7 protein-coding genes are annotated in these 13,832 nt (G+C 47.0%); 6 read left to right on the top strand and 1 reads right to left on the bottom strand.

The genetic code is table 11. The features are described 5' to 3' along the window. Positions 1–3 precede the first annotated feature (3 nt). A complete protein-coding gene (locus DXN05_RS11915) occupies positions 4–5,370 on the top strand; it encodes an Ig-like domain-containing protein (protein ID WP_158559224.1) in 5,367 nt (1,788 codons plus the stop codon). A gap of 21 nt (positions 5,371–5,391) precedes the next feature. After that, positions 5,392–6,264: a PorP/SprF family type IX secretion system membrane protein gene (locus tag DXN05_RS11920; protein ID WP_116847466.1), complete on the top strand. Its 873-nt coding sequence runs from the start codon at positions 5,392–5,394 to the stop codon at positions 6,262–6,264. A 460-nt stretch (positions 6,265–6,724) separates the two neighbouring features. Here DXN05_RS11920 and DXN05_RS11925 read toward each other — a convergent pair whose 3' ends face one another. Continuing rightward, positions 6,725–7,126, bottom strand: a complete 402-nt coding sequence (locus DXN05_RS11925) for an SET domain-containing protein (protein ID WP_211330031.1) — start codon at positions 7,124–7,126, stop codon at positions 6,725–6,727. A 290-nt stretch (positions 7,127–7,416) separates the two neighbouring features. Here DXN05_RS11925 and DXN05_RS11930 point away from each other — a divergent pair, with 290 nt between their 5' ends. The 4 genes from DXN05_RS11930 to DXN05_RS11945 all read left to right on the top strand — a co-directional run bounded on the left by DXN05_RS11930 (position 7,417) and on the right by DXN05_RS11945 (position 13,821). Next, positions 7,417–8,403: a helix-turn-helix transcriptional regulator gene (locus DXN05_RS11930; protein WP_116847468.1), complete on the top strand. Its 987-nt coding sequence runs from the start codon at positions 7,417–7,419 to the stop codon at positions 8,401–8,403. Positions 8,404–8,664: 261 nt separating this feature from the next. Next, on the top strand, positions 8,665–11,802 hold the full coding sequence (locus tag DXN05_RS11935; RefSeq protein ID WP_116847469.1) for an NAD(P)/FAD-dependent oxidoreductase: 3,138 nt from the start codon (positions 8,665–8,667) through the stop codon (positions 11,800–11,802). Beyond that, positions 11,799–13,391 (top strand): hypothetical protein, encoded by a 1,593-nt coding sequence (locus DXN05_RS11940; RefSeq protein WP_147313902.1) that lies wholly within the window; start codon positions 11,799–11,801, stop codon positions 13,389–13,391. The genes DXN05_RS11935 and DXN05_RS11940 overlap by 4 nt, the downstream gene beginning before the upstream one ends. Positions 13,392–13,536: 145 nt before the next feature. Next, complete coding sequence (locus tag DXN05_RS11945; protein WP_116847471.1) at positions 13,537–13,821, top strand: hypothetical protein; 285 nt, start codon at positions 13,537–13,539, stop codon at positions 13,819–13,821. Positions 13,822–13,832: the final 11 nt, after the last annotated feature.

A 13,832-nucleotide genomic window follows, 5' to 3' on the forward strand; every position in this document is an offset into this window, starting at 1 on the left:
CTTATGAAAAAAATTGTACTCCTGGCCTGCTGGCTATGTGCTTTTACAGCTGCAACCTACGCCCATACCCTTAATGCGGGTGATGTGGTGGTGTATAGCTGGAACTCTTTTACTGATGAAATAAAACTGACCAACCTGGTAGATATCCCGGCAGGAACAGTACTGAAGATAACGGACCGTGGATGGGACAATACCAATCATGCCTTTACTACACTTACTACAGGTGATGGAACAGTTACCTGGACGGTTGGGTCATTTATACCCAAGGGCAGCCTTTTTACGCTGAAACTGGGAGGCTCTGATGAGCCCACCACACTAGCCAATACAACTACCACAACAGATTTAACAGCCAACATCAGCACTACTGCCTATAGTATTGGTGACCCGATGACCATTGCCGGCGATGGAATATTTATTTACCAGGATGCAGATAATCTCCCATATTTTATTTTCGGCTATAATAATTCATCAGGCACCAATGTAGATGCTAATGGCTGGAACACCAGCATTGGCGTTACACTGCGGGATTCCCAGTTACCTGATGGCAACGGCGGCAGCCAGAATGCGCTTACCAATGGCACAAACGCAGTAGCCATGCCCGGCAGTGCCAGCCAGCAGGACAATACGCAGTATACAGGCCCTACCACTTCAGCAGACGCAGCCACCTGGCTGGCACGCATTACTACCCAAAGCAACTGGACAGGTACCATGTCCGCCACCAATAACACAAGCATTATAAATACAAGCATTACATTCCCCACCCCTCCTGTATTTAACAATACCACACCAACACTCACTTATTGCGGAAACGCCGGCACCGTATTACTTAACAGCTTACTGGCTGCTACAGATTTGGATAATGGCCAAACCCTCACCTGGACGGTCATCACAGCACCCGCACATAGCACAGCCGTTGGCTTTCCCTATTCAGCTACCAGCAACGGCGGCTCCGTAACACCTGCCGGTTTATCCATTACACCCACCGCAGGTTATTCCGGAACAGATGCAATGGTAGTACAGGTAAGCGACGGCACCGGCAATGCGCAGGTAACCATTAACATTACCGTAAACGCTGCGCCGGCTATACCCACCATTACACCAGGTGGCACCACCACCTTCTGTACCGGCGGCAGTGTAACATTAACCTCATCGGCTGCAACAGGCAACCAGTGGTATAAAGATGGCGCCATTATTACCGGTGCAATTGCGACTACTTATGCTGCCACTTCCACCGGCAACTACACAGTGACGGTCACCAACGCCAGTGGATGTACCGCCACATCAACTGCAACAGCAGTCACGGTAAATGCACCACCGGCAACACCGGCTATCACCCCGGGCGGACCAACCAGCTTCTGTACCGGCGGCAGTGTTACATTAACCTCATCGGCAGCTACCAACAACCAATGGTATAAAGAGGGCGCAATATTAACAGGAGAAATAAACACCACATATAACGCCACAGCCAGCGGCAGTTATACCGTGACGGTTACCAATGTCAATGGATGCACGGCTACATCAACGGGAACAACGGTTACTGTAAACACATTGCCGGCAACACCAATTGTCACCGCAGGCAGCACTACTACCTTCTGCGCAGGAGGAAGTGTAACACTCACCTCATCAGCCGCAACAAACAACCAGTGGTATAAAGATGGCGCCATTATTACTGGTGCAACCGCTACAACCTATTCCGCAACAACCAGCGGCAACTACACAGTGACGGTCACCAATGGCAGTGGATGTACTGCCACATCAACCGCAACAGCAGTCACGGTAAATGCACTACCGGCAACACTGGCTATCACCCCGGGTGGCCCCACCAGCTTCTGTACCGGCGGCAGCGTTACATTAACCTCATCGGCAGCTACCAACAACCAATGGTATAAAGACGGCGCAATATTAACAGGAGAAATAAACACCACATATAACGCCACTGCCAGCGGCAGTTATACCGTGACGGTTACCAATGGCAATGGATGCACGGCTACATCAACGGGAACAACGGTTACTGTAAACACATTGCCGGCAACACCAATTGTCACCGCAGGCAGCACTACTACCTTCTGCGCAGGAGGAAGTGTAACACTCACCTCATCAGCCGCAACAAACAACCAGTGGTATAAAGATGGCGCCATTATTACTGGTGCAACCGCTACAACCTATTCCGCAACAACCAGCGGCAACTACACAGTGACGGTCACCAATGGCAGTGGATGTACTGCCACATCAACCGCAACAGCAGTCACGGTAAATGCACTACCGGCAACACTGGCTATCACCCCGGGTGGCCCCACCAGCTTCTGTACCGGCGGCAGCGTTACATTAACCTCATCGGCAGCTACCAACAACCAATGGTATAAAGACGGCGCAATATTAACAGGAGAAATAAACACCACTTATAACGCCACTGCCAGCGGCAGTTATACCGTGACGGTTACCAATGGCAGCGGATGTACCGCCACATCAACTGCGACAGCAGTTACCGTAAATGCGTTACCTGCTACACCAACCATAATGCCGGGTGGCCCCACCACCTTCTGCACAGGAGGAAGTGTAACACTCACCTCATCAGCCGCAACAAACAACCAATGGTATAAAGATGGCACCATTATTACTGGTGCAATTGCGACTACTTATGCTGCCACTTCCACCGGCAACTACACAGTGACGGTCACCAACGCCAGCGGATGTACTGCCACATCAACCGCAACAGCAATCACGGTAAATGCACTACCGGCAACACCGGCTATCACCCCGGGCGGGCCAACCAGCTTCTGTACCGGCGGCAATGTTGTGCTGACTTCATCAGCCGCAACAGGCAATCAATGGTATTCAAATGGAACAGCCATTACCGGTGAAACAAATACAACCTACACTGCGAATACAAGTGCTAACTATACTGTAACCACCACAGATGGCAACGGCTGTTCGGCTACCTCAACAGCAACTACTGTGGCTGCTAATCCTTTACCAGCTGTACCAACCATTACCGCAGGCACCAGCACCACTTTCTGTGCAGGTGGCAGTGTAACATTAACCTCATCGGCAGCATCAGGCAACCAGTGGTATAAAGATGGCACCGCCATCACGGGCGAAATCAATACGACTTATGCAGCCAATGCAAGCGGCAGCTACACGGTGGTAGCAACCAACGCCAGCGGATGTACTGCCACATCAACCGCAACAGCAGTCACGGTAAATGCACTACCGGCAACACCGGCTATCACCCCGGGCGGGCCAACCAGCTTCTGTACCGGCGGCAATGTTGTGCTGACTTCATCAGCCGCAAGTGGCAACCAGTGGTATAAAGATGGTACTGCTATTACCGGTGAAACAAATACAACCTATACCGCGAATACAAGCGCCAACTATACCGTAACCACTACAGATGGCAACGGATGTTCGGCTACCTCAACAGCAACTACTGTGGCTGCTAATCCTTTACCAGCCGTACCAACCATTACCGCAGGCAGCAGCACCACTTTCTGTGCAGGTGGCAGTGTAACATTAACTTCATCAGCTGCAACCGGCAACCAGTGGTATAAAGATGGCACCGCCATCACGGGAGAAATCAATACGACTTATGCAGCCAATGCCAGCGGCAGCTACACTGTGGTAGCAACCAACGCCAGCGGATGTACCGCCACATCAACCGCAACAGCGGTCACTGTAAATGCATTACCGGCAACACCGGCTATCACCCCGGGCGGACCAACCAGCTTCTGTACCGGCGGCAGCGTTGTGCTGACTTCATCAGCCACAAGCGGCAATCAATGGTACAGGGATGGTACCGCTATTACCGGTGAAACAAATACAACCTATACCGCGAATACAAGCGCCAATTATACCGTAATCACCACAGATGGCAACGGCTGTTCAGCTACCTCAACAGCAACTACTGTGGCTGCTAATCCTTTACCAGCTGTACCAACCATTACCACAGGCAGCAGTACCACTTTCTGTGCTGGCGGCAGTGTAACATTAACCTCATCAGCTGCAACAGGCAACCAGTGGTATAAAGATGGCACCGCCATCACGGGAGAAATCAATACAACTTATGCAGCCAATGCAAGCGGCAGCTATACCGTAACCGTAACCAACGCCAGCGGATGTACCGCTACTTCAACGGGAACAACGGTTACCGTTAATCCTTTACCGGCAACACCGGCTATCACCGCAGGTGGCCCTACCAGCTTCTGCACAGGTGGCAATGTTGTGCTGACTTCATCAGCTGCAAGCGGCAATCAATGGTACAGGGATGGAGCGCCTATTGTGGGTGAAACAAACAATACCTATACTGCCACAACGAATGGCAGTTATACGGTATCGGCAACCAATGCCAGCAGCTGCAGCGCCGGTTCGGCAGCAACGGATGTTACAACTATTCCATACCCCGCCACACCTGTTGTTACAGCATCAGGCACCGTATTCTGTACAGGCGGCAGTGTAACACTCACATCATCTGCAACAGCAAACAACCAATGGTATAAGAGCGGCACGCCTATCAGCGGCGCAACTGCACAAACCTACAGCGTAACGGCAGCAGGTGATTACCGGGTTGGGGTATCCAACAGCGGCGGCTGTATGGCACAGTCACTCCCTGTAACCATTACCGAAACAACCGGCGGCGTAGGTAATGTACAGGTTACTGCAGGCGGTCCGCTTAGTTTTTGTGATGGCGGCAGCGTTACCTTCACTTCTTCTGCTGCTGCCGGCAACCAGTGGTTAAAAGATGGCACCCCCATCAGTGGCGCCACAGCGGCCACCTACACGGCCAATGCATCGGGCAGTTATGCAGTTACGGTTACAGGCAGCAATGGTTGTGCAGCCACTACACCAGGCAACGCGGTTACAGTAAACCCGCTGCCGGTGTTTACCATCACCAGCGACAAAGGCAATAGTCTTTCAAGAGGCGAATCAACCCGCTTAAGCATCACCGGCGCAACAGGAACAGTGACCTGGCAACCGGCTGCAACACTGGACTTCCCGCTGAGTTTAACGCCGCAGGCAAGGCCGCTGGCCAATACCACGTATACAGCCACCCTCACCAGTGCGCAGGGATGCCAGGCATCGCAAAGCATTAGCATAAGCGTTACCGAGGACTTCAAGGTTACGCCAAAGATTGTTGTTACTCCAAATGGAGACGGCATCAACGATTATTTTGTAATTGACAATATTGACGCATATCCCAATAATAGTTTGCAGGTGTTTGACCGCAGCGGCAAACTGGTGTATGAAAAACAGAACTACCGCAACGACTGGGACGGCAAACTGCGTGGGCGGGCATTTATTTCAGACACCTATTTCTATGTATTGATCATTGAAGGACGTGTAATTAAAAAAGGAACCATTGCCGTTATCAGGTAATGACCACAAAACTTGCAGGTTATGAAAAAACTAAGCTTACTCACAGGCCTCTTTTTGTTGCTCGCATGGCAGCAGGGCATGGCACAGCAATATTTCAGCAATACCATCAGCTCTTATTTCAGAGATACCTACCTGAGCAATCCTGCTTTTGCAGGCACACACGACAAAGCTTTTTTATACGGCCTGCTCAACCGCAGCTGGATAGGCTTTGACGGCGCCCCCACGCTAATCACCTTTACCGGTGATACACGTTTTGGCGCACACTCGGCAGCAGGTGTGCAGCTGTCATCAGACAAAACCGGCCAACTGCAGCGCAGCTCGCTTAAGCTGAGTTATGCGTATGCTATACCGCTCGGTGGCAACAACGAATATATCAGGCTGGGATTTTCAGGCACCACTTATCACGAACAGCTGGACAACAGTGCGTTGACAGACGGCGGCGTTATTGACCCTGCCGTAAAAGCCTTTAATGATCAAAGCTGGCATTTTGATGGAGACTTCGGCGCCATTTATGAAAACAACCGGTTTAACTTCAGCATTACTGCGTTTAACCTGAGCAAATGGTTTCCGCACCTGGCACACCAGCCAACCGATTTACAAACTTTCCAGGTGTTTACATCATACAAGTTCCCGGTAGGCGACGACCTTACCCTGCAACCGCTTGCTTCAGCCAGGTTCTTTACCAATACAGACTGGCTGTTTACGGGTGGAGGTCAGTTATCTTATGGCAAAGTGTTTCATGTAAGCGCCATGTGGCAAAACAACAAGAGTTTTATTGCAGGTGCAAGTGTGGGGCTCGGCACTTTTGCAGAAGTAAATTTCTTCTATGGTTCAGGCAGTCGTCAGTCTTATGGAAAGCAGTATGAAATAGGTCTTGGCGTACCCATAAAATAGCCATATATACGACTTACCGTGAAAAAACGGTAGCCTTATTTTTGCCGGGTTCAAATCACACAAACAAGAGAGAAAACATTCATTTTAAAAACATTTCGCATATAAATTAATTTAATTCTGAAAGACATTCATGTCATACGAGATACAATATAAAACCGTGAACAAAAATGAATAAGGAATTACAAATTCCTTATCTATATTTGAACTGGTTTTTCATAGGATATTGGATTATAAACGGGGTTGGATTTCTATCCAGACCCTTTTTTTATGCCCAAAACGCACACGCCAGGTAAGGAAATCACTTGGCAACCAGCATCCGCATAAAGCAACTGTGCAGTAATTGATGAACGCACCATGAGCAGCCGGTGCAGCACATTACAGGGAAAAGCCGCGCGTTGGTTTAGCGGCAACTGTAAAATGGATTTCAGGCGCGTTATTGACCTCCCCGGTATTTTCCAACTTATAGGTATCCCTTGCAGTTTTTAGCCCCGCATTGGCAGGGTAAACGGCCATCGTGATGGGTTGGGCCATAGTTGCAGGTTAGCTCCTCTCCCTTTTTAATTTTCCGGAGGCTGTAAAACTCCACCTGCCCGTAAGCCACCCGCAGGTAAGTATTGGGGTCGCAGGAATGATTGATAAATTTCAGGGGCGTAGCAAAATTACCTGCATCCAGTGCTCGGCCATCGCCAAATTCAACAATGGCTATCCGCTTACTGGCAGCTGCCCTTTTGCGGGCAACACGCACAGAAATAATTTCACCTTCCATATTGCCTATTTTGCGGCGCGCAGGCACAGCTTCCAGCATAAAACATCCTGTGCCGTCAATCCGGCTTTTCCCGGTCTTTAACTGATAACGTATCAAAGCGTACTTATTTTTATTCAAACAGGCCACATGCCCGGTATGCCTGTTATGCATACATGCCTGCAATGATCAGTGCAAGGTATCAAGTATCCGCCAATTTCTTTTTAGCATATTGTTGCAAGTTTTTCACCATGCTGCAGCACGTTGTTGGCAATTAAATTGTAACTTACTGTATAGCTCATTGCAGCCATACCACCTATTCCCTCCTATAGAAATCATCCCTCTTCCAGCGTTCTGGCAGTCACCATCTTTTTTTGACTATCTCCAAAAGGGAGATAAACAGATTGCCTATGAATATTTTCAAGAACAGTCACCAGGGAATGGATACAGGCTTGCCGCCGCAGCTAAAAACCGGGATCATCCCCTGGGCCAATCAGAAATTTACCATCTATCCATCGGGCCAGCTGCTGCTGCAGGAATACAGTCATTCCAAATTCACCTTTCAGTGGTACAATTACCGGATGAATGAAGATACAGTGATGCATTATGCGCCATTTCATTCTTACTACCTGTTATTGTATACCACGCTCGGACAAATGTGCTTTTCTTCCCGCGAACAAAATGCTACGCGTATTGCATTGCCCGAAAAAAGCCTGTTATTACTGAAAGTACCCGTAAGCGGTATTGAACTGGTTTTACCTGCAGGCAAACATGAAATGGTGATGTACGTGCTGCGCGGCGATTTTTCGCAGGAGCTCAGCTCGCCGGGGTCTGATTTTCATGAAATATTCCGCCAATCGAAGAACACCGAATTAACCATTGGCTCGTTTGTACTGGCTGCCAATTACATGGTGCAGGATATTGTAAAGAATATATTGCAGCACGACAACAATAACCTTGGCATAGACCTGCTTATTAGTTTGCTGACCATCCTGAAACAATACAAGAAAACCTGGTTCGATATACATATGCAGCAGCCTGCAATATATGTTTCACAAAAAGAAAAACTGGTAGAGATCAGGAAGAAGATTATTGCCGATCCCAATCGCGGCAACCATAAGCTCACACAGCTTTCCCGGCAGTACAATATCCCGGAGAAAAAACTCCGTACAGAATTCAGGCTGCTGTTTCATACAGAACTTACCGATTTTGTAATGGAACAAATGATGGAACGCGTAAAATACCTGTTACGCCATTCCAACAAAAGCATTGACAGCATTGCATTGGAGCTGGGTTATGAAAACGGCGCCAACCTGGCCAAAACATTCAGGAAACACACGCAGCTATCACCCAGGGAATACAGGCTGCAGCAATCAGTTCCGAAAAACGCAAAATAAACACGGCCCTTTTTCACTCAAAATAATTACCGGTTTTAACTCAACAGGTGTTAACAAAAGTTGTAACCTTTACAACGCAACAGCACAAGCACATTCCCACACCTTTTCTTTCCCACTGGTTCACAGTTACAACCCACAAACATTACCCTAAAAGCCAGTACTGTCACATTACGGCTTCAAACACAGCTCTTCATTGCCAGGCGCATTGAACCTGTAGCCTATTGCCACCATCGTGAAAAACCACATCAACACAAACGTTCAATGGAAAAAAAAGCAATCATCATTGGCGCCGGTCCCGCAGGATTAACGGCTGCTTACGAACTGCTGAAACGTACTGATATCATTCCCATTATTCTTGAAAAAAGCGGCGACATTGGCGGCATTTCCAAAACAGTTAATTATAAAGGCAACCGCATGGATATAGGCGGGCACCGCTTCTTCTCCAAATCAGACCGTGTTATGAACTGGTGGCTCAACATACTGCCCGTGCAGCAGGATGAAGCCGGTGTGTTTACCATCAACTATCAGAACAAATCGCGTGAAGTACATGCGCCTTCTGCCAACGGTGTGCAGGATGATCGCGTAATGCTGGTACGCAAAAGATTATCGCGTATCTACTTCCTGCGGAAATTTTTCGGTTATCCCATACAATTGTCGCTTGAAACCCTCCGCAAACTGGGACTGCTGCGTACCATTGCCATATTGCTATCTTACATACAGGCACAGTTGTTCCCGAAAAAACCGGAGCACACCCTGGAAGACTTCTTTATTAACCGCTTTGGCAAAACCCTGTACAAACTCTTTTTTAAAGATTATACCGAGAAAGTATGGGGCCGTGCATGCAATGAAATTTCCGCTGAATGGGGCGCACAACGCATTAAAGGTGTTTCTATCAGCAAGGCAATTGCACATGCCGTTCAATCATTAAAGCCGGCTGCCAAAAAGCAAACGGATGATATTCGGCAGAAAGGTGTTGAAACAAGCCTGATAGAGCGTTTTCTGTACCCCAAATTAGGTCCTGGCCAGCTGTGGGAAGAAGTGGCGCGGCAGATTGTGGAAATGGGCGGTGAAATACACATGCACCACGAAGTAAACAGCATTACCACACAAGACCACCAGGTTACCGCTATAGAAGCGCTGCATACCCAAACCGGCACATTCAGCAATTTTGAGGGTGAGTATTTTTTCAGCACAATGCCCGTGAAGGAGCTGGTGGCAGGTATGGATGAAACCGTTCCCGCAACCATCCGGGATATTGCGGCAGGCTTACAGTACAGGGATTTTATTACGGTAGGATTACTGTTGAACAAACTTTCCTGCATCGATCCCAGAACCAATGAATGGAAACCCTTACTGCTGCAGGACACATGGATCTACATCCAGGAATCGGACGTACAAGTAGGACGGCTGCAACTGTTCAACAACTGGAGCCCGTACATGGTGAAAAACCCCGATACAGTTTGGGTAGGCATGGAATTTTTCTGCAACACCACTGATGCATTCTGGCAAATGCCCGACAAAGACATACAAACCCTGGCCATTGCAGAACTCGAAAAAATAGGACTGGCCCGCGCCGATGATGTGCTGGACAGTACGCTGTTACGGGTAGAGAAAACTTACCCCGCCTATTTCGGCACCTACAGTGAGTTTGACAAGCTGCGGGATTATATCAGTCAGTACAGCAACTTATTCCTGGTAGGCCGCAACGGCATGCACAAATACAACAACGCCGACCATTCCATGCTCACTGCCATGGTATCGGTTGACAATATTATTGCCGGCATCACAGACAAATCGAACATCTGGTCTATCAACACCGAACAGGAATACCACGAAGAAAAAGAAGCCGTTACCCGGCCGGCAGAAACACCCGCTCCCAGTGATCTGCAACCCGGCCTGGCAGCCTTTGCACAGGCAACATCGCAAGGCAGCTTCAAAGACTTCCTGCTGCGCAACAAATGGAACAAACTATTCCTGTGGATAGCCGGCATCAGCATCGTAACCCTGTTTGCTGTTTTTAAATACTACTACCCGATGGCCGGGTTTATCTCCGGCGATTCGTATGCTTATCTGCAGTCTGCCACAGTTAACTCTAGTGTAAATACCTACCCAATAGGTTACTCCATGTTTCTACGTATATACAGCACTTTTTGGGAATCTGACACATTATTGGTCGCACTTCAATATATTTTTATACAATCCGCTGCGCTGTATTTTTTATATACGCTATGCTGGTTTTACAAACCAGGCAAGGTCATCTTTTCGCTGATATTTATTTTCATCGTATTCAACCCTGTGTTTCTCTATTTAAGCAACTATGTTTCAAGTGATTCACTTTTTCTTGCCGTCAGCATCTTATGGTTTACACAGTTATTGTGGATTTTGCACGCCCCCACCAATAAGCTGATTGTATGGCATGCACTTGTATTATTTCTAGCATTCACTATCCGGTATAATGCGCTGTGGTATCCTTTTATATCAACTGTTGCAATATTTCTAACCCAAAAACCACTACAGTTCAAACTGGCCAGCATTACTGCAGTATTTGTGTTAATTGCCGCATTTATCCTGGTGAACATCGGCAAGTACAACAGGATATCTGGTCATGCACAATTTTCTCCATTCAGCGGCTGGCAAATGGCGAACAATGCCATGTATGCTTACCGGTTTGTTGAGCATAAAGATACCCTTCATACACCCGCTCAATTTAAAAAACTGGACGGACTGATACGACATTACTTTGATACCACGCAGGATTTGCGATTACACCCACAGGAAATGCTGGTAGCTAATACCTGGTATATGTGGGATCCCAAATCCCCGCTCCAGGTTTATATGAACCAGCAGTATAGTAAAGATTCAACTGCCACTATTTTGAAAAGATGGTCGTCAATGGGTCCATTATACGGCGCATATGGGTCGTGGCTGATGAAAAAGTACCCTTCTACGTTTACTAAGTATTATCTATGGCCTAATGCCATGAAATATTATACTCCGCCAGTGGAGTTTCTCAAGACTTACAACATGGGTTTAGACAGCGTATTTCCAATTGCCCAAATGTGGTTTGGCTACAAAACCACAAAAGCTCATAGCCGCTTCTCTGACTACAAAGTTACCACGCTTGAATTCTATCCAATATTCACCGGCATCATGAATGTGCTGTTCCTAAGCAGTTTTTTTGCACTCTTGTTTTTAAAAGGACTAAAACAAAATGCCATTTTTTCCGGTGCAATATTATTATCAGCAGGAATATGGGTTTGTAATTTCAGCTTTAGCGTGTTTGCTTCGCCCGTAGCGCTAAGGTTTCAACTTTTCCCACTGCTGGTAGCGGTCTGTTTCGCATTACTCAACATTGAAAAAATCTGGAATGCTTCTTTGTCAGATAAAAAAGTTATATGATACCAACTTCCGCTATATCGCCCATGACATTTCGCAGCTGGCTCTTGGCAGGCAGTGAAAACAAAAAAATATTGCTGTTATGTACTATAGGAACGGTTGTATGGTTTGGCATATTCAAAATCATGTTTCCATTTCCTAATTTTTTGCCAGACTCCTTTTCTTATATTGATGAGGCTATTCGTAACCAGGGCATTAATACCTGGCCCATTGGGTATTCCAAGTTCCTGAGACTTTTCAGCAGTATTACCAAGTGGGATACAGGCATGATTTTCTTTCAATACGCAGGTTTGCAAGCTAGCATCACCTATCTGTTACTTTCACTACAATACCTGCTAAAAATCAATCAACGGTTATTTTATGGGTTACTGGTCATTTGCCTGTTAAACCCGCTGCAGTTGCATATCAGTAATCTGATATCCGCCGATGCTTTATTTTCAGCCCTAAGTATCCTGTGGTTCACCCAACTGCTATGGCTGCTACAACGCCCTACTCGAAAATTACTTTTTTGGCATGCATTAGTATTATTAACAGCCTTTACATTCAGATATAATGCCCTATGGTATCCATTTGTGAGCATTATCGTATTGTTACTGATAAAGTGGCCCCTTCGAAATAAATTAATGGCAGGCGCCTTTGTACTGCTGTTACCATTGCTGTTTATTGTAAACACCTGTTATCAATATAAAAAAATGGCAGGCACAGCACAGTTCTCTCCATTTGGTGGCTGGCAATTAGCGGGTAATGCGCTGTACGGGTATGCCCATGCACAGCCCATACCCATAACACAAGTGCCTCCACAATTCAAAGAATTACATAGGTTAACCAACTTGCACATGGATTCCCTCCGGCATGTACAAAAACGACCAGATTCAACATTAGGCATATACTATTTATGGGATCCCAAGGCTCCGGAATCGCGCTATGCCCGACTACTTGATTCAAAGAATCCTGCAAAACAAGGTTTCGCAAATTGGGCGCAGCTTGGACCATTATATGGCAGCTACGGGCAGTTTTTAATACGGGAGCGGCCTGCTGCATTCGCTCAGTATTACCTGTTACCGAACCTGATTAAATACTACGTACCCAATGCAGAATTCCTGCATATGTACAATATGGGAAATGATACAATCCCGGTTACCATACAAAAATGGTTTGCCTTTAAAACAAATAAAATACATGGATTTACAGCAAACCGAAAAATACCTTACATGGACTGGTATGGCCCACTGCTTGGCATTATTAACCTTTTGTTTGGAATAAGCATTATTGGCACCGGCATGTTAAGTGTTTTCAGAAGGCACCCGGCTTTATATAAAAAAATTATGGTATTGGCAACACTTGTCTGGATTGGCAATATCCTGTTTAGCGTGATTGCTTCCCCTGTGGTATTACGTTATCAAATGTTCCCCGGACTACTGGCTTTTGTATTTGGCACCTTATTGCTTGGAAAAATAATACAACTAGCAATTAAGCCTGCATCTACCCCGGCTACAGAGACAGCTGACACAGGAATTGTATTAGGCCTCACAGGAGCCTCAAGAGAAAAAAATACGGAACCAACACCAACGTTAACAGAACACGTTCAATAAATAGTTGCAACAAGCGCGGCAACAGCATGATCAGCAAATGCCGCAACAATCCTGGATCCAAACTGGCGAAGCCGAAAACCAGCTAACAGAGTAGGCGCATTAACCAAATAAAGTTTAGCTTTTTGATTAAAAAAGCAAGCATCTTATGAAAAAAGCAAAAATTATGCTCATTGCTATTGCAATGATCGCAACACTGGGCGGTGTATTTGCATTCAAATCAGCTAAATTCACCGGCTCTCCTGTGTACCTGCAGCCCACTTCAACAACAGCACTGGTTACTTTGGCTGGTACTTGGTCTTTGACCCCGGAAGACGCTATCTCTACTTATTCTTCTGCACAGATCAACACCGCTGTTTACGAGCCTTACTTCGTAATCACTTCTATGCCGGCCAATTTCACAACTACTGTTGTTTACCTGACTGCAGAATAATGCACACAGGT

Source organism: Deminuibacter soli (genome assembly GCF_003412455.1).
Classification (GTDB): Bacteria; Bacteroidota; Bacteroidia; order Chitinophagales; family Chitinophagaceae; genus Deminuibacter; species Deminuibacter soli.